The sequence below is a fragment of the Flavobacterium chungangensis genome, from assembly GCF_042654045.1.
GTDB classification, from domain to species: domain Bacteria; phylum Bacteroidota; class Bacteroidia; order Flavobacteriales; family Flavobacteriaceae; genus Flavobacterium; species Flavobacterium chungangensis.
This window is the reverse complement of sequence record NZ_JBHSFY010000001.1, coordinates 380,557-402,214: the sequence shown is the minus strand read 5'-3', so window position 1 is coordinate 402,214 and position 21,658 is coordinate 380,557. Positions and strand designations below refer to the sequence as shown.

Here is a 21,658-nt window from a genome sequence, read left to right as displayed (position 1 = left end):
AAAAACGGAATAAAAAACGAAAATAAATAGCTTTAAAAGACCTTTCTTGAAATTAATTTTATAAATTAGTGTCACATTTATAAACTAAATAGTTGTTTTAAAATAAAGTTTTTTATTTTTGCCAACAAATTAAATTCTAAAATTAAAGATTATGTCAGACATTGCATCAAGAGTAAAAGCGATTATCGTAGACAAATTAGGTGTTGACGAAAACGAAGTTGTAACAGAAGCAAGCTTCACTAATGATTTAGGAGCTGACTCATTAGACACTGTTGAGCTTATTATGGAATTCGAAAAAGAATTTGATATTCAAATTCCAGACGATCAAGCAGAAAACATTGCTACTGTTGGTCAAGCTATTTCTTATATCGAAGAAGCAAAAAAATAATAATACCACACCCGATTTCTAAAAATCCCAATTTTTGAAATTCCAAATTCCAATTGGAATTTGATTTTTGAAATTTGAAATTTTTAAGAGTCGGGTGTTATTATTTTTTAAATTTTTAAATTTCGATTGATTTTCAATCAAACAAGATATATTTATATAAATACCCATGGCTCTTAAGTAGCAATACGATTAAGAATGCAATGGGTTTTATTTGTTTAAGACACAAAATACATATTTATGGCATTAAGGCGAGTTGTTGTAACAGGATTAGGTGCACTTACTCCTATTGGGAATAATATCCAGGAATATTGGAATGCACTTGTGAATGGAGTTAGCGGAGCCGCTCCGATCACATATTATGATACCGAGAAACACAAAACGAAATTTGCCTGCGAAGTAAAAAACTTCAATATTGAAGATTACATGGATCGCAAGGAATCTCGTAGATTAGATAAGTTTGCACAATATGCAATTGCTGCCAGTGATGAAGCTATTAAAGATGCTGGAATCACAAATGATAACGTAAACAAACAAAGAGTTGGTGTTATCTGGGGAGCAGGAATTGGAGGTTTAGAAACTTTTCAGGATGAAGTATTGTATTATGCAAAAGGCGATGGAACTCCAAAGTTCAATCCTTTCTTTATACCTAAAATGATTGCCGATATTGCTCCTGCGCATATTTCTATGCGTAACGGGTATATGGGACCAAATTATACAACGGTTTCTGCTTGTGCATCTTCTGCAAATGCATTAATCGATGCTTTCAACTACATTCGTTTAGGAATGTGCGACGTTATTGTTTCTGGTGGTTCTGAAGCTGCAGTTACAATTGCTGGTATGGGAGGATTTAGCTCAATGCACGCTTTATCTACAAGAAACGAAAGCCCAGAAACGGCTTCAAGACCTTTTGACGCAACAAGAGATGGTTTCGTTTTAGGAGAAGGAGCAGGAGCTTTAGTTCTTGAAGATTATGAGCATGCTAAAGCAAGAGGTGCAAAAATCTACTGCGAAATTGGCGGTGGAGGTATGTCATCTGATGCTTACCACTTAACTGCACCACATCCAGAAGGAATTGGAGTTATCGCAGTAATGGAAAACACATTGAGAGATGCTGGTATGACTCCTGATCAAGTGGATCATATCAATACTCACGGAACTTCTACTCCATTAGGAGACGTTGCAGAGTTAAAAGCAATTAGTAAAGTTTTTGGTGAGCATGCTAAAAACATCAACATCAACTCTACAAAATCTATGACAGGACACTTGCTTGGTGCTGCCGGAGCTATTGAAGCAATTGCTTCTATCTTGGCAATGCAACATGGTATTGTTCCTCCAACGATTAACCATACAGTTGTTGACGAAAACATTGACCCATCTTTAAACCTTACTCTAAACAAACCTCAAAAAAGAGAAGTAAATGTTGCTATGAGTAATACATTTGGTTTTGGTGGACACAATGCTTGCGTATTGTTTAAAAAACTAGCTGATTAATTTTCTGTATATGAATATTATCAAAAAAATATTTTCTAAATCCCGTTCTCTAGAAGACGGGATTTTTTTTGACACTATTCAGAAAATTCTTGGTTTTCCGCCTACAAATGTTGATTTTTATCGAAGAGCTTTCACGCATCGCTCTTCTAATAAATTAGATCAAAATGGGCATCCTATAAATTATGAACGCTTAGAATTTTTAGGAGACGCGATGTTAAGTGCCGTTATTGCTGCACATTTATTTAATAAAGCTCCAAATGGCGATGAAGGTTATTTAACCAAAATGCGTTCGAAAATCGTGAGCCGAGAACATTTGAACGAATTAGGAAAAGATTTAAATTTAGTACAGTTTGTAGAAAGTAAAGTGCCCATTCAGCACTTTGGAGAAAACATTCATGGTAATATTTTTGAGTCTTTGATTGGAGCAATTTACTTAGATAAAGGCTATTCTTTTTGCGAGAAATTCATCCAGAAAAGGGTAGTTACTCCTTATGTCGATATTGCTCGACTAGAAGGAAAAGTTATAAGTTATAAAAGCCTTGTTATTGAATGGTGTCAGAAGGAAAAAAGAGTTTTTCATTATGACATTTTTGAAGACAATGGTATAGACGGCCAGCGTTTATTTGGTGTCAAATTGAGCATTGATGATAAAGTTGTCGCAAGAGCGCGCGCAACATCAAAAAAGAAAGCAGAAGAAAAAGCATCGCAAAGAGCTTATTTTGCATTTCAAGAGAAAATTGACAAGAAATAGCTGCAAAAATGTTGTAACTATCACAAGGCTACAACGTTTTCGTTTATAATTTAACAAAACAAGCATGTCATAACTGTTGATGCTCCGTTTAGAAATAGTATATTTACAACTTGATTTTTCAAGACATGGCTATTCATAAATTGGATTTAGACGAATTTGACGAAATTGATTATTATTTAATGGCAATTCATACTTCATTAGAAGATTATAGATTAGCCTATTTTATCAATAAAATCCTTCCGATCAACTTAAGTAAGAGCAAAAACGAGATTCATGCTCAAACTAAGGAAGGTGAAGCAAATTTTTCAAGATTCTATTATTATGATGAAGAAAAAGCTGTTTCCTGGAATTTAATTCAGAATAAAAATGAAATCATTTCTGTGAGTACAAATGATTTTCAGAATTTGTTTTCTAATGAAACAAGTGAGGTTTCTACAACAATTCATTTACTTCCTGAATTTAAAAAAGTCGATTTTTTCCTGAAAATTGATAATAGCGAAGAGGCGCTTAATTTTTCAGAAATTCAACAAAAATTAAACACAATAGAAAGTATTGCGGCTATTTATGCCGTTGATACAGACAAAATAAAATCAAAAAACAATCTAATTTTTTAAAAAAAATGCTAACAAACAAGAAAACCAAAATTGTTGCTACACTTGGCCCCGCTTGTAGTACAAGAGAGATCATTAAAGATATGATCGATGCAGGTGTTAATGTGTTTAGAATCAATTTTTCGCATGCAGATTACGAAGGAGTAAAAGAAAAAATCGACATTATTAGAGGATTAAACGAAGAGTTTGGTTACACAACTGCAATCTTAGGAGATTTGCAAGGACCAAAACTTAGAGTTGGTGTAATGGAAGAAGGAACTGTGGTAAATGATGGTGATGAAATCACTTTTACAACTGCAGAAGATATTATCGGAAATGCAAAAAAAGCATTTATGAAATATCAAAATTTCCCAAATGATGTAAATGTTGGAGAGCGTATTTTGCTTGACGATGGTAAACTTATTTTCGAAATTGTTTCTACAGATAAAAAAACAGAGGTTGTTGCTAAAGTTATTCAAGGTGGAGAATTAAAATCTAAAAAAGGAGTTAATCTTCCAAACACAAAAATTTCTTTACCAGCTTTAACAGAAAAAGATATTGCAGATGCTATTTTTGCAATCGAACAAAAAGTAGACTGGATCGCACTTTCATTCGTAAAAACTCCACGCGATTTACAAGATTTGCAAGAATTAATTGCAAAACATTCAGAAGTTAAAATTCCAATTATTGCTAAAATTGAAATGCCAGAAGCTCTTGAGAACATGGATAAAATTGTAGCGTATTGCGATGGTTTAATGGTGGCTCGTGGAGATCTTGGTGTTGAGCTTCCTGCTCACGAAGTTCCATTGGTACAAAAAGATTTAATCAGAAGAGCTAAAACAGCTAGAATTCCTGTTATCGTTGCTACACAAATGATGGAAACAATGATTACAAGCTTAACTCCAACAAGAGCAGAAGTAAATGACGTTGCAAACTCTGTAATGGATGGTGCAGATGCTGTAATGTTGTCTGGAGAAACTGCAACAGGAAACTATCCAGTACAAGTAATTCAAAGAATGGCGCAAATTTGCGAGGCTGTAGAAAACTCTCCGCTTATTCAAGTGCCTCAAAATACACCACAAATTAAAACTAAACGTTTTGTTACTAAAACAGTTTGCCACCAAGCAGCGTTATTAGCTAACGAAATTGAAGCTAAAGCAATTTGTACGCTAACAAATAGCGGTTATACAGCGTTCCAAATTTCAGCTTGGAGACCATCAACGGCTCACATTTTAGTATTTACTTCAAACAGAAGAATCTTAACACAATTGAATTTATTATGGGGAGTTAAATCTTTCTACTATGATAATGAAGAAAGTACAGATGATACTGTAACAGATGTAAATCAAATTGCAATCGAAAAAGGTTATGCACAAAAAGGAGATTATTTGATTAACCTTGCTGCAATGCCAATTAAAGATAAAGGAATGGTTAATACGATGAGAGTTTCTGAAATCGAATAATTTATTCTTTAATAATTTAAAAAAAGTCGCTTCTGTAAGCGGCTTTTTTTTGTTTTAGCCTGTTTTTGCAAAACTTCATTTGCTTTCCTGATTTAGCTATTTTGTCTTTTAGAGGATATTTCTAAAATCGAATTTCTGACAATTTGTTAAAATTTTACCTAAAAGAGAAGATTTTTGTTTCATTACGCCATTTTTAAAAAGAAGCTTCTCAAAAAACAAACTCCATTCATTCTTTCCCTCTTTTTTCTCCTTTTTTTAAATTAAAACATAACTTCTTAATTTTCTGATGTTTTGATGTGTTTCATTTTAGAAAGTGAAACATTTTGGTGCAAATTCTCCAATTTTCTTGTTTCATTTTATAAAATGAAACAAGTTCATGCCGAATAAATTCAATAGTTCGTTCTTTTACTAGTTAAATTTGAGATACTTAAGAAAAAGTTAAAAATATTTTGTTTCAGATTTTAAAATAAAAATGAATTTGAAACATCGAGAAGATGCAACCTTAAATTAGAAGTGTTTTTTAAGGTCATCATTCCCGCATACATTTTTTAGATTTTCATACTCATAAATAGCAAGAATCATTAACGAATTTTTTTATCATGAAGCAAATCAAATTAGAATGCAGATTTTTTTATACCACATTGATATTATTTTTTGTGGGAGTTTCTATGACGGCGCAAAAAAAGCCTAATATTCTGGTGCTTTGGGGCGATGATATTGGAACTACTAATATAAGTGCCTACAGTGACGGACTTATGGGATATACTACTCCCAACATCGATCGCTTAGCCAATGAAGGATTACGTTTTTTACATTATTATGGAGAACAGAGTTGTACAGCTGGGCGTGCAGCATTCTTAACAGGACAGCACGGTTTAAGAACTGGGCTTACAAAAGTAGGTTTTCCAGGGGCACCAATGGGAATGAGTCAGTTAGATCCTTCTGTTGGAGGAATCATGAAAAGTTTAGGATATGTGACTGGTCAATTCGGTAAAAACCACGTTGGAGACCGAAATGAGAGTTTGCCAACCGTTAATGGTTTTGATGAATTCTTTGGAAACTTGTATCACTTAAATGCTGAAGAAGAACCAGAATTGCCAGATTATCCAAAAGATCCAGAATATTTGAAAAAATTTGGACCACGTGGAGTCTTAAAATGTACTGCAACAAATGCTGATGACGCTACTACAGATCCTCGTTTTGGAAGAGTTGGAAAACAAAAAATTGAAGATACTGGAGCCCTTACCAAAAAAAGAATGGAAACTATAGATGATGAAACCTCTGCCGCAGCAATTGATTTTATCAAGAGACAAAGCGCTTCGGGAAAGCCATTTTTCTGTTGGTTTAACGCAACTCGTATGCACCTTCGTACACACGTAAGAGCTGAGCATAGAGGCAGATATACTCACGGAGATAGTGAATATATCGACGGTATGATTGAGCATGATGAAACTATCGGAAGTATCTTAAAAGCACTAGACGAGTTAGGAATTGCTGATAATACTATTGTAGTTTATTCTACAGATAATGGACCTCACATGAATACTTGGCCTGATGGTGCGATGACACCTTTCCGTTCAGAAAAAAACACGAACTGGGATGGGGCTTTCCGTGTACCATGTATTGTACGCTGGCCAGGGCATATCAAACCAGGCACTGTAACTACAGAATTGATGAGCCATAATGACTGGATTCCTACATTCGCTTCAATCGCAGGCGAGCCAGATATTGTGAATAAACTTTTAAAAGGATATTCAGCAAATGGAAAAACCTATAAGGTGCATTTAGATGGTTATGATCAAAGTAAATTTTTAGAAGGGAAGACAGAAAAAAGTTTCAGAGAAAAATTCTTTTATACAGATGATGATGGACTTTTAGTTGGTTTAAGAGAAGGGGATTATAAATATGTTTTTGCAGAACAGCGACTAGAAGGTACAATGGGGGTTTGGGCAGAACCGTTTACAAAACTACGTTTACAAAAGATTTTCAATTTGTATCAAGATCCTTTTGAGAGAGCAGATATAACTTCTAATTCATTTTGGGAATGGCAGCTAAATCATGTACAGTTAATGTACGGTGCAATTCAAGATGTGGTTGCATTTGCAGAGACATTTAAAGAATATCCTCCAAGATCAATTCCGCCAAGTTTCTCTGCTTATACTATTATGGAAGAAGCAATGAAAGACATCAAAGCACAAAAATATGTAGAGAAAAATGTTTTACCTAAGTTAAAAGAAGAAGAGGCAGCTTCAAAAAAGAAAAAATAAATAATCTAAAAAGAGATTCAGGTTCAAATCTGAATCTCTTTTTCTAACATAAAAACATCATGAAAAAAAGTATATACATATTATCTCTGGTGGTGTTGTTTTTCTTGTCCTGTAAAAAGTCTGACACCTTAACTTCTCCAATAGAAAATAAACAAACAGAAACTACCGCAACCAGCGGCGATCCGCTGCCGAGCTGGAATGACGGAGCTTTAAAAAAAGATATTATCGCTTATGTTGAAAAAGTAACCAAAGAAGGAAGTCCAGATTTTATTCCGGTAGAAAGCAGAATTGCAACCTTTGATAACGACGGAACTCTATGGGCTGAAAAACCATACGTACAAGAACTTTTTGCTTTTTATAAAGTAAAAAAAATGGTTGAAGCCAATCCTGCTTTAGCTCAAAAACAGCCATTTAAAGCCGTTGTAGAAAAAGACAAAACGTTTTTTGAAAAAGGAGGCGATAAAGCACTTATAGAATTGGTTGCAGCAACTCATACCGGAATGACAGAAGATGAATTTGAAGCATCAGTTAATGATTTTTTTAAAACAGCGCAATATCCTGGTAAAAATGTTCCAGTAAAACAAATTAGATACCAGCCTCAATTGGAACTTTTGAATTATTTGCGTGCAAATGGTTTCAAAACTTTTATTGTTACTGGCGGAACGGTTGAAGTTGTTAGAGCAATATCTCAGGATTTTTACGGAATTCCAAAAGATCAAGTTGTGGGAACGTCTTTCAAATACAAATTTGATGATGCCAAAAATGCAGTTTTAAGAGAGCCAGCTTTAGATCATTTTAATGACAAAGAAGGAAAACCTGTTGGCATACAGCTGCACATTGGTCAAAGACCTGTTTTTGCCTGCGGAAATGAAGGCGGAGCTGGAGACCTTGCCATGTTGAGATATTCTTCTGGAAGTAAATATCCATCTTTTCAATTAATTGTAAACCATAATGACTCCATTAGAGAATACAATTATCAGGAAAAAGATAATCTTTCATTAAATACGGCAACAAAATATAAATATCATGTAATAAGCATGAAAGACGATTGGAAACAGGTTTTCGCAGATAAATAATTTGAATTTAGTTAAAATCTAAAATGAAGTGCTTTGCTGGTTGAAAGTGCTTCATTTTGATTTTGAAATTGATAAAACTTTTAAAAATATATTCATGAAACAAAATAAGCATTTTATCAGCCTTAAATTATTTTTCTGTATAAGTCTTTTTGCACTGTCATTTACGGTTTTTGCACAAGAAGAGCCAAAGTCGGGAAATAGCGCACAGGAACTTGCCGATAAAATGGCCAATCCTGTGGCAAGTTTAATTAGTGTTCCGCTGCAAAATAATCTCACTTATGGGATTGGTGCTTATAATGGATCAAAATATCAGATCAATATACAGCCAGTTGTTCCTTTTAAGTTGAGTGAAAATTTAAATTTAATTACGCGTTATATTCTTCCAGTTGTAGATCAGCAGGATGTTACGGGAGAAAACACGCATGAGTTTGGTTTGAGCGATGCAACAGTCACAGCATTTTTTGCTCCTAAAACAAAGGGAATTATCTTGGGAGTTGGTCCTGCTTTTTTGGTGCCAACGGCTACAGAGAAACTTCTAGGAACAGAAAAATTTGGAATTGGACCCAGCGTTTTGGTCATGCATCAAGGAAAAGGACTTTCTATAGGTTTTCTAGCCAATCAAATTTGGTCTGTTGCAGGAAATGCCGACAGAGCAGATTTTAATCAGTTTTACACGCAATTATTTCTAACACATAGTTATAAAAGCGGTGCAAGTTTAGGAATCACTTCAGAAATAACCCAAAATTGGGAAGGAAAAACAACTCTTATTACCGTTAGCCCAAACGTTGGCGCCATTACAAAATTAGGAGGTCAGACCATGCAATTTGCGGTTATGCCTTTAATTCCGGTTGTTGGGCATTCAAGCATAAGATCAGATTGGGGGTTAAGAGCAGTCGTAGCCTTTATATTTCCACAATAATAAAAGAAGTTTAAAGGTCTTTTTAATTTTATTTATCGGAATTATGGAAGAAGATTCAAAACATACAGCCGAAACCGCATTTAATCCGATAGCATCAAAGGCAGAACGTTATGATAAAGGAGCTTCGATTAGAAAGAAAATCCCTTTAGCGAAGCATGGAGAATGGAATTCTTTTAAAAACAGAAAAGATCCAGTAGATATTTTAATTCAGACCAGTGTGGGAAGGGTTGAAAGTCTTTTGCCTATTCGGTACAGAAGAATGATGGAATCTCCTTTTTCATTTTACAGAGGTGCGGCTGCTATCATGGCTGCCGACTTGGCTCATACTCCAATATCTGGAATAAATCTGCAGCTTTGCGGGGATTGCCATTTGATGAATTTTGGCGGATTTGCAACTCCAGAACGTAAATTGGTTTTTGATATTAATGATTTTGATGAAACTTATCCAGGACCTTGGGAATGGGATGTGAAAAGACTTGTAACCAGTTTTGTTATCGCAGGGAGATGGCGAAAATTTTCCCATAAAAATTGTAAAGAATTTGCGTTTAATGTGGCCGACAGTTACAAAAGGCACATGTTGGATTATAGTAAACTCTCAGCGCTTCAAATTTGGTATGCAGATATTGATCTCGCAGAATTGATTGAATTAGGCCGAGACAAAGACTTTAAAGAATTTGACCAGAAGAGAATTAAAAAAGCATCAGAATATACAGCTCACGAAAAGGAGTTTGCCAAAATGACCTATTTTGATGGAGCCAGAGCACGCATAAAAGATGATCCGCCTTTGATATTTCATCCAACCGGAGATCTTGAAAAACAAGTGGCCAAAGAAGGAGAAATTATACACAATAGATATTTAGAATCCCTTTCAGAAGAAAAACAAGTTTTGCTAAGCAGATATAAGCTTCATGATATAGTCATAAAAGTTGTTGGTGTTGGCAGTGTTGGAACATTGTGTGGCATTAGTCTGCTGATGTCGGCAACAGGAGAACCTATTTTTTTACAGTTTAAAGAAGCCCGAAAAAGCGTATTGGAAGGCAATGTAAAAACAAAAGGAAAATACAGCCATCAGGGCGAACGAATTGTGATGGGACAAAAACTAATGCAATCGGCATCTGATATGTTTCTGGGCTGGACAGACGATAGCAAAAACAAGTTCTTCTACATACGCCAGCTTAGAGATGCTAAAGTAAAACCGGTTTTAGAGGTGATGAAACCCAAAAACATGGCAGAATATGCCAAAGCCTGCGGATGGGCGCTTGCAAGGGCTCACGCACGTTCGGGAGATCCTTCGCTGATTTCTGGCTATATTGGAGATAACAACGAATTTGCTAATGCCATTTCGGAGTTTTCAGTTTTGTACGCCGATCAAAACGAATCGGATTATAACAAAATGCTGGAAGCGATAAAACACGGAAAGTTGCCTATAGCTGCAGAAATTTAATAAGCATCATATAGATAATGATGTAGCTGTACAAGGTAAATTAAGCTTAAAAAAATCTTTAAATTTTGAACAAAATAAGTCTAGAAAATAGAAAGTAAGATTTTATTTATTTAATACTGTTAATTAAATAAAATGATTTATCTTTGAGTTTGATCTAAGTAATTGTTTAGTAGGTGTTTGTGTCGTACTTACAATTATTAATACATTTTTACCCTCCGTTCAAGATTTTTACGATTTTAATACATTCGAGTTAAACTGATTTAATTATTAATTTAATAAATACCACAACATGAATATTAAAAGAACAAGTCTTCGTATACTCCCAGTCTTATTTTTGGGTTTGTTTTACAGTTGCTCTCCAACTGTAAAAGTTACAACTGATTATGATCATTCTGCTAACTTCAGCGAATACAAAACTTTTGCGGTTTATGACTTAAAAGCGCAGCAAGGTCAAGTAAATCAGTTAAATGTTGATCGTGTTGCAAAAGCAATCCGAAATGAAATGCTAGCAAAAGGATTTACAGAATCCAGCAATCCTGATTTAAAAGTGAATGCCGTTTCTATCTTAAAAAATAAAACTCAAGTAACAGCCGATAGTAATTTTTATGGCTATGGCGGAATGTATCGTCCATACGGATATTGGGGTGGCGGTGCTATGATGGGTGGCGGTACCACAACATTTAACTCTTACGATTATGTTGATGGATCATTAATTATAGACATCGTATCTTCAAAAACAGACAAGCTGGTTTGGCAAGGAATCGGAAATGCCGAAATTGACAGTAAACCAGACAATCCAGAACAATTCATCAACGATGCAATCAAAAAAATATTAACTGGTTTTCCTCCGGGAGCAGTTAAAAAATAACTACAGCCCAATATTGTACTTGCCAAAGTCTGGCAAGTACAATGTTTTATACTTCTACATACGCCCCCCCATCGTATTCTATTTTTAAGATTTTAAGAAAAATAATTGTTACTAATTTAAGCTTAAAAAAATGATCGATATTTTACTTTCCCTTTTCTTTTTTATAGCCACAATTGCTGGCCTGGCTACTGCAATTATGGTTTTATTTTCCAAAAAAAACTATTCAAAGAGTTTCTTTTTGGGAATGTTCTTATTGAGTCTTGCGTTGGTAAGTATCTACAATTTTTATTTGTCGGCCAATTTATTTAAAAATTTCCCAGATCTATTTACCATCACAAAAGCGTTTATATTTTTAACCGCTCCTTGCTCATTTTTGTACGTTAGAAACATTTTATCATTAAATAAAAGTTTCAGAAAATACGACTGGCTGCATTTTGTGCCATTTGCTATTTATTTCTTTTTAACGCTCGTTGTTTATGTCGGAAGTTACACTAATTTAAAAGTGGTCCATTATATTGCGGGATTAATTAAAAATCCATTTTCTGTTTTAACACTGACGATTTGGCTTTTCTATGTCTTTTTTCAAACCATGTTGATTTTAAATTATGATCTGAAAAAATTTACAGGAAACCAATTTCATCATAATAAAGTAATTAACTGGATTAGAGTATATAATCTCATGATTTTGTTTTTATTTTCGGCACTTTTTGTGCATCATTTTTTATTGCAAAAAGTAGAGGCAACAGATCTTTCGTGTTATATTCTCCTTTCTTCTGTATTGTTTTTCACGGTCGGTTGGCTTTATTTCAAACCTCAAATCTTTCATGACGAAGAAGAAACATTCGATTTTGTTGTAGATAATACGATTGTCGTAAAAACTAAAGAAACCAAGAATATACTTCCAATCGCAAACGAGTTAACATCAGAAAAAAAAGAAGAGTATCTTTTAAAACTTGACCATGTTTTAAACACCAAAAATCTATTCTTAAAGAAAGATTTCGTAATAAGAGATTTGTCTGATGAAACAGGAATATCGGTACATCATTTATCCAATTTGATTAATTCCGAATTTGGTCTTCATTTTCAGGATTATGTTAATCTAAAAAGAATTGAATATTTTAAAGATAAAATAAACGATCCCGAGTGGAAAGACTTATCCTTAGAAGGGATGGCTTGGGGGTCTGGTTTTAAATCCCGAACAACTTGTTTTAGAGCTTTTATAAAACATACTGGAAAATCTCCTTCAGAATATTTTAAAACCATACGAATAAATCCGGATCATAAAGGAGCGTATTATTTTAAATAAAATTATCCCCTTCCAAAATAGCGTTGTTGACAGCGGTTGTAAAGTCTTAATTTATTTTAAAACATTTCAGCATGAAGGCAAAAAAAATTTTTTCAATACAAACATTCCGATCAATATATGCAGCAATGCTTTTATTGATTTCTTTTTGTGGGAATGCTCAATTAAAAGGTGGGCATATTTTGGGTGCAATGGGGCTTCAATCTGGAACTCAGGCTCCAGAGAAAACGTTGAGCGTGTACATTCCTGGCTATATTTATAGCGCATCTTCTTTAAGAAATGCTGAGGGAGATAAAATGGGCAATCCAGACCTTACCATGTTTATAACAGGTGCTGGAGCCAATTATGTAACTGATTTTAAAATTCTAGGAGCCAATTACGGTGCTACAATTCTGTTGGCTGGAGCGTCTAATACTATTCAAGGAAGTTACATCGATTCTAAAAGCAGTTTTGCTTTTACAGATATGTACATACAGCCCGTTCAGTTAGGTTGGCACAATAAAAGAGCCGATTTTGTATTCAGCTATCAATTGTATATGCCAACAGGAAAATATGAACTTGGAGCTAGCGATAATAGCGGTTTAGGAATGTTTATGAATGAGTTTTCGGCAGGGACAACTTTATTCTTTAATGATAAAAAGACATTTCATTTTTCAGCTTTAGCCTCCTATGAGATTAATGGAAAAAAGAAAGACACCGACATTAAAACCGGAGATATTTTAAGCATTGAAGGAGGTTTGGGAAAAACATTTTATTGTATGAATGCCGAAAAAACGGCACCAAAAGGTATATTCAATGCAGGATTGATTTATTATCTGCAATATAAAGTGTCAGACGATAAAATTCCAGTAGGAAGCATTTTGGTTGTTGAACCCGACAAAGATCGAGTTGGCGGACTAGGCGCTGAGGTGAATTACTTGCATCTTGGCTGTATGACCTCGGCAGGTTTTAGATGGATTGGAGAGGTAAGTGCAATAAATAGATTTCAAGGAAATACTTTCTTTATTACGTTGGCACACGTATTCAGTTTTAAGAAAAAATAATTGCTGGAGATTTTTTTTGAATTTAAATCTAAAACGATAAATAGTCTATGGAAAACAAAAAAACAACAAAAAAAAGCGTTCTGTTTTTGCTTTGCATGATTGTATCGTTGAATTTCTTAAATGCTCAAAAGCATCATACCGTTATGAAAGATTCGCTAGACGGAGCTTTCGATTTAAGCGATTTTCTTATTTATGCCAACGGATTCATAGTCGTGCCAACCATAATTACAGAACCCGCCGTTGGAGGATTTGGGGCTGCAGTTGCACCAATTTTTCTAAAAAAACGCGCTCCTGTTATTGAAGCAGACGGAAAAAAACGATTTATAAATCCAGATATTACAGGAGGAGTCGGAATGTATACCGCCAACAAAAGCTGGATGGTGGGCGCTTTTCGCTCGGCAACATTGGTAAAACCTAAAATTCTGTACCGGGCTTTTGCGGCTTATGGCGACATGAATTTATCTTTTTATGCCAATAACTTGCCCAATCAGAAAGATGAGGAATTTAAATTGAACTTTAAATCGACTATTTTTTATACGCAATGGCTCAAACAGTTTAACAATGCCAAATGGAGTGTAGGGCCTCAGTATTTGTTTTTAAACTCAAAAATAAATCTGCCCGACTTTAATCTTCCGCCGCCATTTGTAGATCCAAAAGATATTAAAAGCACCATAAGTCAGCTTGGAGCCGCGCTTCAGTTTGACGGACGTGACAACATATTTACGCCAGATAAAGGAATAAGAATCCAAACCGATTTTTTCTGGTCAGATAAAGCGCTGGGAAGCGATTATCAGGCGTGGCGCATCAATTTATCGGCAATTGGATATTATCCTTTGGCCAAAACACTAATTGGCGGACTCAGGATTGAAGGGGAGCAGGCGTTGGGGAGTCCGCCTTTTTATTTAAAACCAGGAATTAATATGCGCGGAATTCCAGCGGCGAGATACATGGGAAACACCAGTATTGTGAGCGAGTTAGAATTTAGATGGGATCTTTACAGACGATGGAGCTTAATGGGTTACGGAGGTCTTGCCAGCGCCTTTAACGATTGGGATCAGGCTTTTGCCAAACCCGTTATTTACAGTTACGGAACCGGTTTTAGATATCTTATTGCCAGAAAGTTTAAACTCCGAATGGGAGTAGACGTTGCCAGAGGGCCAGAAGAGTGGGCCTACTATATTGTTTTTGGAAGCAATTGGATGCGATAGATTTAAAGTGAAAAACTTGTAAGAAGTTAATTTATAAATTAATAAACGCAAAAAGCCTCAATGATACGTTATTGAGGCTTTTTGTGTTAAATGCCTTAATAATTAATGCCGTTAAGAAAACATTAACAACTAAACATTACACAAATTGTATAATATTTAATTGTTTTGTAACAAATTGGAAACATTGGAGACTAATTTTGTTAAATCTTAAACATAAATTATGAATACATTTTCATTCAAATCAGTGTTTGCTGCTTCAGTATTTTTGGCTGGAACTGCAGGCTGTTTTGCGCAAGACATCTTAGTAAATTCACTTAAACTAAATGCAAGCGACAAAAGTAAAGAGAACTTCAAATTTACAGAAGTAATTAACCTAGGTACAACATCGGTAAAATCTCAAGGATCATCTGGAACTTGCTGGAGTTACTCAACAAACTCATTCTTAGAGTCAGAAATGATTCGTTTAGGAAAACAGCCAGTTGAGCTTTCTCAAATTTATTCTGCAAGAAACGTGTATGTAGAAAAAGGGGTAAACTATGTTCGTATGCACGGAGCAATTACGCTTGGTGACGGAGGTGCTCTTCACGATGTAATTAATATGTATAAAAAATACGGAACTGTGCCAAGAGAAGTTTATACAGGATTAAACTACGGAACAGACAAAAACAAATTTGCTGAAATGGGAGCTCTTATGGAAAGTGTTCTTGCAGCAGTAGTGAAAAACCCGAACGGAGAATTGACTCCAAACTGGCAAAAAGCGTACGCAGCTGTTATTGATTCTTACTTAGGAAAAGTGCCAGAAAACTTTACTTACAAAGGAAAAAACTATACGCCACAATCTTTTGCTAAAGAAGTAGTGGGAATTAACCCAGATGATTACGTAGAAATGTCATCTTTTACAAATGCTCCGTACTACCAAAAAACAACTATGATGGTGCCAGACAACTGGTCATTGGATCAAGTTTACAACGTAAAAGTGAACGATATGACAGACGTTATCGACAACGCACTTAAAAAAGGATACACTGTAGCTTGGGCAACAGATGTTAGCGAGAAAAGCTTTAGCTGGAAAAACGGTGTAGCTTATGTAGCATCTAAAAAATTCGACGATATGACGGCTGAAGAAAAAGCAGACATGTTTAACGGACCAAAAGCAGAACCAGAAATTACTCCAGAAATGCGTCAGGCGGCGTTTGATAACTACACTACAACAGACGACCACGGAATGCACATTATTGGTCTTGCAAAAGATCAAACTGGAAAAGAATACTATATCGTAAAAAATTCTTGGGGAGAAACAAACGACTACAAAGGTTTCTTGTTTGTAACTAAGAACTTCGTAAAATATAAAACTACTGCATTACTAGTAAACAAAGGAGGAATTCCTGCTGAGATTGCTAAGAAATTAGGGGTTTAATTAACCTGAGAGTTTTACAGAAATAGAAAAGCGCCGTAATCTTTAGATTGCGGCGCTTTTTTTTTGTTCTATGAAATTATATTAGGTATCAAATCTTTTAAATAATCTGGCACATAATTTATTGATTGAATTTTTCCTGATTCAATGGATAATACATAAGAAGGTTGTTCCTTATATGCAGAAGAGTCATATATGTCAACATAATCAAAATGATCGAAGAATTTATTGAGATTATCATATCCTTCTTGATAGCGTCTTTCAATTTCATTTTCCGGAACAAAGTGTCCTCCATTTTCTACACGAATAGCAACTCTTTTCTTAGCCTCTTGAATTGAATTTAGGCATAGAAAAATAAGTTGTAAATCATATCCATTATTTTTAAAAATATCAGGCCAGTGAAGAGGAGTTGAATTGAAATTAGTTTCATAACAAAAACTAGATTTATTGGCAATAGCTATTTTAATTTGATTTTCCAATTCATTAAATGCTAAGCTATGAGCCATCTCTTCTCTTATATCTGAATCGAATAAAGAGTTGTAAAATTTTAAAAAATAGAAATCGTAATCAAAGGGAGTAAACTTTTCAGGAGAAAGTACTTTAGAAAAAGTAGATTTTCCAGAGCCATTGCATCCAGCAATGACTGTCAAAATAGGTTTAGACATTCTTAAATTGAGGAGCTATTGGAGGATTTTTTTGATTTTTTCCTAAAGCTATATTTCTTTCATAAACAGCCACTTGTTTCTTTACAGAAGGCATAACTTTACTCATTTGCTTTAAAGCAAATTGTACTCTTTCGGATGTGTTAGAAATATCTTTCATAATGATGCAAATTTACAAAAAACAATTGAAAGAAAGGATATTGCAGATTTTATTGTGTTTCAAATCATTTCCCCTTCATCAACCTTTCCAAATATTCCACCTTATCCTTTTCAGCCTGAACCAAACGCTCATAAAGTTCCACAACTTTATCAAGTGGGTTGAAGTTACAATTATGGTTTACAGTTGGTCCGCTATGAATAACAGAACCTTCGTGATTATTTTGAATGTTGTTTAATACAACTTCATCGCTATAATTCTTGATTGCTTCAGCTGAAACTCCTAAAGCTTCAGCAATAGAGTTTAGTCTTTCATCGTCAACATTTTCGCTTCCTTCAATCGTAGAAACATATTGTTGGCTTACACCTATCGCAATGGCAAGTGCTTCTTGTTTCATTCCTCTAAGCTCTCTAATGCGGCTTATGTTTCTCCCGATATGTTTTGGTTTTGTTGCTGTGCTCATACTTCAAAGATATTAAAAATCCTTAAAAATTAGGAATATTGTAAAATACAATCTTTTTGCTTGTGAGATAAAATCACGATCTATTTTGTTAGAATGTATCCTATCGTTTATTTAGCTGAAGCAAAAATACAATTTTTCATACAATAATTTTCCCTAACCAAAACCATAAATAAACGCCATGAAAACAGAAAACGAAAACAATGCAAATCAAAACAAAATAATAGAATCGGTAGCGAGATTGGTATCAGATCTTTGTTTTGACGGAGAATATAAAAACCATACAGAATACTTAACCGAGATTTTTGAGCATCTTCTAGAAACAGAATCGGGTGACAGCCGTTCCTTACGAATTAAAATGCTAAGCTGCATTAGAACCAGTAAAATGGTGGCAAAAGCGCTGGAACCATTTTCAGACGAAGAAATACAAAAAGCCTGTGTTCAAATGATAAATTCTTAAAAAGAAGTATTTTATCGGTTTTCTAAGTAATTCATGGTTAGGATGAAAGCTAACTAAAAGAAAATCAGTAACTTTAGGCTGAGTTTTTTAATTGGGGCATCTAATTTTATTCAAAAATCATGAAAAAGTATGAAGCAATTTTATGTACACTTGCGTTCGTATTTTCTCTCGGCTGTTTTGCTCAGCGCACCAACCATGCCTCCGCTTCTCCAGCAACAGGAAAAACGACACTTTTGACGGATAGTCTTTCTAATGATGATTTGGTCATTCAATCTTATTATGTAGAAGAGAGAATAAATAAACTTTTTGGAGGTAGAATTATTACCTACCAAGTTTCAAAATTGGACATGGTCGATACTTACGATCTTGGACCAAACAATACTAGAACAGTAATTCCTAATTACGTAAAAAGAAAGCCTAAGGTAGCTCCAAATGCAATAGAGACTAAAACCCTTGTTGCAAGTTCGTCTGTCTCTGTAGAGCCCGTTAAAGTCGAAATTACAGCTCCTGCACCGACAACTTCAAAATATGTAACCGTTAATATGGTTGACACGTACACAAAAGTTATTGATAAAGGGTATAAATCTATCGACATGCTTAAAAAAGTAGCAGACCGTTTTTATTTTGAAGGAAATCTAACTGTGGCAGTTGGTTATTACGCTCAGTTATTTGAAGAAGCCAAAGATTTGGATGTTATTTATTATTACAGATATGCTCAGTCCTTAAAAGCAATAAATGAAAATGAAAAAGCAAATACTTTAATGAAAAGGTTTAAGAGTGAAACTTTGAGTATGAAATAGGGTTTTGTTTTTTTTAAACCGCAAAGAGCGCAAGGGTTTTACGCAAAGTTCGCTAAGGTTTTATGCAGAGTTTTTTAACCGCAAAGGACGCTAAGATTTTACGCAAAGTTCGCTAAGGTTATTTTGAGGTAAATCTAAAGATTAAGTTCGCAAAGCTTTGTGTTTATAAAGCTCTGCGAGCTTTTTTTTGTTTAACCTACAGTTTGTCATCCTGAGGAACGAAGGATCACACTCGTATATCGACAAAGATTGGGAATATGCTTTGTAGAGTTTCTAGTGCGATCCTTCCTCCGTCAGGATGACAAGATTGCGTTAATTTTTTTAACGCAAAGTACGCTAAGATTTACGCAAAGAGCACAAAGCTATTTGAATATGGAGTTTAGCCAAAATCTAAAGATTAAGTTCGCAAAGCTTTGTGTGTATAAAGTTTTGCGAATTTTTTTGTTTTACCTACAGTCGTTAGGATGACAAGATTGGGTTAATTTTTTTAACGCAAAGTGCACTAAGATTTACGCAAAGAGCACAAAGCTATTTGAATGTGGAGTTTAGCCAAAATCTAAAGATTAAGTTCGCAAAGCTTTGTGTAGATAATGCTTTGCGAATTTTTTGTTTTCCTACAGTTTGTCATCCTGAGGAACGAAGGATCACACTCGCATATCGACAAAGATTGGGGATATGCTTTGCAGAGTTTCTAGTGTGATCCTTCCTCCTTCAGGATGACAAGATTGGGTTAATTTTTTTAACGCAAAGTGCGCTAAGATTTACGCAAAGTTCGCTAAAATTATTTTGAGCTAAATCTAAAGATTAAGTTCGCAAAGCTTTGTGTAGATAATACTTTGCGAATTTTTTTGTTTTACCTACAGTTTGTCATCCTGAGGAACGAAGGATCACACTCGCATATCGGCAAAAGATTGGCAACCTTTGCGATCTCTTTTATAGATTCCTATTAAGTCTCGGATAAAAAAAACTCTTGGCGTTCTCTGCGTTAAATCTTTGCGACCTTTGCGTAAAAACTTTGCGCACTCTGCGGTTAAATAAACAACCCTATTATTGGAATTTGGAATTTCTAAACTTTGGGATTTAGACAAAAAAAAAGACCATCATTTCTGATAGTCTTTTTTGCTCCCCCTCTTGGGCTCGAACCAAGGACCCTCTGATTAACAGTCAGATGCTCTAACCAACTGAGCTAAGGAGGAATCACCTTAAAAGGTTAATATGTTTGCTAAAAAAAGTTGCTCCCCCTCTTGGGCTCGAACCAAGGACCCTCTGATTAACAGTCAGATGCTCTAACCAACTGAGCTAAGGAGGAAAGTGTTGCTCTTTTTAGCGAGTGCAAATATAAAACTATTTTTAGTTTCTCAAAAACATTTTCACTCTTTTTTTGACTTTTTTTTACTTGCCTACAATTGCTTTGTAAATGTCGTTACCATTAGCAAATAGTAGTAGTGAAATAAGTAAAACAAAACCAACCATTTGCGCATTCTCTAGGAATTTATCGCTCGGTTTTTTGCCGCTTACAATTTCATATAATAAAAACATTACGTGTCCACCATCAAGTGCCGGAATTGGCAATAAATTCATAACTCCAAGCATAATTGACAATAAAGCCGTGATTGACCAGAAAACTTCCCAGCTCCAAGAACTAGGGAAAATATTGTAAATAGCCGCAAAACCACCCACTTGTTTGTAAGCTTTAGTTTCTGGATTAAAAATCATTTTCAATTGTTTTCCGTAACCTACCAATTGATCTTTTCCTTTTTGAAGACCAACCGGAATAGATTCGAAGAAACCGTATTCTTTTGTACTTATTTTATAGTATCCTAGTTTCTCTAATGATTTCATGTCTAAACCACCAGAAACAACACCTAATTTACCATCATTACTAACTTTTAAAGTAATTGGAGTTTCTTTTAGATCACGTAAAACAACTGCAGGAATTTCCTTTCCTTTGTTCATATCCAAAACAGCTTTAGCTTCATCAAAATATTTAATTTTTTGTCCGTTAAGAGAAAGGATTAAATCTTTTGGTTTTAAATTATGGTTTGGAGAACCTTCCGTAATCTGGCTAATTGCAAAAGGTCTACGAATTCCAACAAGAAGACCTTTTTCTGTTTTAGAAAGTTGGTCAACAAAATCGGTTGGCATTGTAATAGTCTGCTGTTGTCCGTTTCTTTCAATCAAAACGTGTTTTGCCATGATCACATTCATGTTCATATCACTGTCAAAATTTTCTACCGCTTTACCATCAATAGAAATAATTTTATCACCGGTTTTAAACCCAGCTTTAAGCATAGCAGGATTTTCAATCGCAACACCATCTTTTAAGTCAGAGTTTGCAATGTAAGTATCTCCGTAAGCAAATGCCATTCCGATATAAATAATAAAAGCCAGAATAAAGTTTACCGTAACACCGCCAAGCATAATAATTAAACGTTGCCAAGCCGGTTTAGTACGAAATTCCCAAGGCTCAGGCGGAAGCGCCATTTGCTCTTTGTCCATACTTTCGTCAATCATTCCAGAAATTTTCACATAACCACCAAGCGGAAGCCATCCGATACCGTATTCTGTTTCTCCAATTTTCTTTTTGAAAAGTGAATATTTAACATCAAAAAACAAATAAAATTTTTCGACTCTGGTTTTAAACAATTTAGCAGGGATAAAATGCCCTAATTCATGAAGAATAATAAGTAAAGATAAACTCAATAGAAATTGAGAGAGTTTGATAACTATATCCATTTTTTGTTTTTAATTCGTATTTAACGCACAAAAGTAGCGTTTTCTATTTTAATATAAGAGTGCAAGATAGTGTTTAAGGTTTTAAATGTTTGTTAATAATTGCTCTTAGTTTTAATAATTTAAATTAACCTCATTTTATTAGTAACGAATTTGCTATT

At 34.6% G+C, this 21,658-nt stretch carries 20 protein-coding genes and 2 tRNA genes; 16 read left to right on the top strand and 6 right to left on the bottom strand.

The window, feature by feature from the left end; translation table 11 throughout:
* Positions 1-151: 151 nt before the first annotated feature.
* From ACFO3N_RS01790 to ACFO3N_RS01725, 14 genes are all read left to right on the top strand, one after another.
* Positions 152-388, top strand: coding sequence for an acyl carrier protein (locus tag ACFO3N_RS01790; RefSeq protein ID WP_007137004.1), 237 nt, complete (start codon positions 152-154; stop codon positions 386-388).
* 237 nt (positions 389-625) lie between these two features.
* Positions 626-1,879, top strand: coding sequence for a beta-ketoacyl-ACP synthase II (fabF, locus tag ACFO3N_RS01785; RefSeq protein WP_250834532.1), 1,254 nt, complete (start codon positions 626-628; stop codon positions 1,877-1,879).
* Between the two features lie 10 nt (positions 1,880-1,889).
* The gene (gene rnc / locus ACFO3N_RS01780; RefSeq protein WP_095930691.1) at positions 1,890-2,630 is read left to right on the top strand and encodes a ribonuclease III; all 741 of its coding nucleotides are present in this window, start codon (positions 1,890-1,892) and stop codon (positions 2,628-2,630) included.
* A 125-nt stretch (positions 2,631-2,755) separates the two neighbouring features.
* Positions 2,756-3,244, top strand: coding sequence for an IPExxxVDY family protein (locus ACFO3N_RS01775; RefSeq protein WP_095930692.1), 489 nt, complete (start codon positions 2,756-2,758; stop codon positions 3,242-3,244).
* A 5-nt stretch (positions 3,245-3,249) separates the two neighbouring features.
* Positions 3,250-4,683: a pyruvate kinase gene (gene pyk, locus ACFO3N_RS01770; RefSeq protein WP_095930693.1), complete on the top strand. Its 1,434-nt coding sequence runs from the start codon at positions 3,250-3,252 to the stop codon at positions 4,681-4,683.
* A gap of 599 nt (positions 4,684-5,282) precedes the next feature.
* Positions 5,283-6,950 (top strand): arylsulfatase, encoded by a 1,668-nt coding sequence (locus tag ACFO3N_RS01765; RefSeq protein WP_379794982.1) that lies wholly within the window; start codon positions 5,283-5,285, stop codon positions 6,948-6,950.
* 59 nt (positions 6,951-7,009) lie between these two features.
* Complete coding sequence (locus tag ACFO3N_RS01760) at positions 7,010-8,026, top strand: HAD family hydrolase (RefSeq protein ID WP_379794981.1); 1,017 nt, start codon at positions 7,010-7,012, stop codon at positions 8,024-8,026.
* Positions 8,027-8,120: 94 nt separating this feature from the next.
* Positions 8,121-8,945: a hypothetical protein gene (locus tag ACFO3N_RS01755; RefSeq protein WP_379794980.1), complete on the top strand. Its 825-nt coding sequence runs from the start codon at positions 8,121-8,123 to the stop codon at positions 8,943-8,945.
* Positions 8,946-8,988: 43 nt separating this feature from the next.
* Entirely contained in the window at positions 8,989-10,389 is a 1,401-nt protein-coding gene (locus ACFO3N_RS01750) for a DUF2252 domain-containing protein (RefSeq protein WP_379794979.1), read from the top strand.
* Positions 10,390-10,678: 289 nt separating this feature from the next.
* On the top strand, positions 10,679-11,257 hold the full coding sequence (locus tag ACFO3N_RS01745; RefSeq protein ID WP_095930698.1) for a DUF4136 domain-containing protein: 579 nt from the start codon (positions 10,679-10,681) through the stop codon (positions 11,255-11,257).
* 130 nt (positions 11,258-11,387) lie between these two features.
* Entirely contained in the window at positions 11,388-12,563 is a 1,176-nt protein-coding gene (locus ACFO3N_RS01740; RefSeq protein WP_379794978.1) for a helix-turn-helix domain-containing protein, read from the top strand.
* A 71-nt stretch (positions 12,564-12,634) separates the two neighbouring features.
* Positions 12,635-13,603 carry a SphA family protein gene (locus ACFO3N_RS01735; RefSeq protein ID WP_379794977.1) on the top strand — a complete coding sequence of 323 codons (969 nt, stop codon included), beginning with the start codon at positions 12,635-12,637 and terminating at the stop codon, positions 13,601-13,603.
* Positions 13,604-13,650: 47 nt separating this feature from the next.
* Complete coding sequence (locus tag ACFO3N_RS01730) at positions 13,651-14,811, top strand: BamA/TamA family outer membrane protein (protein WP_379794976.1); 1,161 nt, start codon at positions 13,651-13,653, stop codon at positions 14,809-14,811.
* A 220-nt stretch (positions 14,812-15,031) separates the two neighbouring features.
* Positions 15,032-16,228 carry a C1 family peptidase gene (locus ACFO3N_RS01725; protein ID WP_379794975.1) on the top strand — a complete coding sequence of 399 codons (1,197 nt, stop codon included), beginning with the start codon at positions 15,032-15,034 and terminating at the stop codon, positions 16,226-16,228.
* A gap of 68 nt (positions 16,229-16,296) precedes the next feature.
* Here ACFO3N_RS01725 and ACFO3N_RS01720 read toward each other — a convergent pair whose 3' ends face one another.
* From ACFO3N_RS01720 to ACFO3N_RS01710, 3 genes are all read right to left on the bottom strand, one after another.
* A complete protein-coding gene (locus ACFO3N_RS01720) occupies positions 16,297-16,890 on the bottom strand; it encodes a zeta toxin family protein (RefSeq protein WP_379794974.1) in 594 nt (197 codons plus the stop codon).
* Positions 16,883-17,047: a hypothetical protein gene (locus ACFO3N_RS01715; protein WP_379794973.1), complete on the bottom strand. Its 165-nt coding sequence runs from the start codon at positions 17,045-17,047 to the stop codon at positions 16,883-16,885. Before ACFO3N_RS01715 ends, ACFO3N_RS01720 begins: the two co-directional genes overlap by 8 nt.
* Before the next feature lie 64 nt (positions 17,048-17,111).
* Positions 17,112-17,507 (bottom strand): helix-turn-helix domain-containing protein, encoded by a 396-nt coding sequence (locus ACFO3N_RS01710; RefSeq protein WP_379794972.1) that lies wholly within the window; start codon positions 17,505-17,507, stop codon positions 17,112-17,114.
* Between the two features lie 178 nt (positions 17,508-17,685).
* Between ACFO3N_RS01710 and ACFO3N_RS01705 the strand changes: the two genes are divergently transcribed.
* Together ACFO3N_RS01705 and ACFO3N_RS01700 are read left to right on the top strand one after the other, a co-directional pair.
* Positions 17,686-17,964, top strand: a complete 279-nt coding sequence (locus ACFO3N_RS01705; protein WP_379794971.1) for a hypothetical protein — start codon at positions 17,686-17,688, stop codon at positions 17,962-17,964.
* 119 nt (positions 17,965-18,083) lie between these two features.
* The gene (locus ACFO3N_RS01700) at positions 18,084-18,764 is read left to right on the top strand and encodes a hypothetical protein (RefSeq protein ID WP_379794970.1); all 681 of its coding nucleotides are present in this window, start codon (positions 18,084-18,086) and stop codon (positions 18,762-18,764) included.
* Positions 18,765-19,886: 1,122 nt separating this feature from the next.
* Here the strand turns inward: ACFO3N_RS01700 and ACFO3N_RS01695 are convergent.
* The 3 genes from ACFO3N_RS01695 to rseP all read right to left on the bottom strand — a co-directional run bounded on the left by ACFO3N_RS01695 (position 19,887) and on the right by rseP (position 21,500).
* Positions 19,887-19,960: transfer RNA gene (locus ACFO3N_RS01695), tRNA-Asn, on the bottom strand.
* Between the two features lie 39 nt (positions 19,961-19,999).
* Positions 20,000-20,073, bottom strand: a tRNA-Asn gene (locus tag ACFO3N_RS01690).
* An 83-nt stretch (positions 20,074-20,156) separates the two neighbouring features.
* The gene (gene rseP / locus ACFO3N_RS01685; RefSeq protein WP_379794969.1) at positions 20,157-21,500 is read right to left on the bottom strand and encodes an RIP metalloprotease RseP; all 1,344 of its coding nucleotides are present in this window, start codon (positions 21,498-21,500) and stop codon (positions 20,157-20,159) included.
* Between the last annotated feature and the right edge of the window lie 158 nt (positions 21,501-21,658).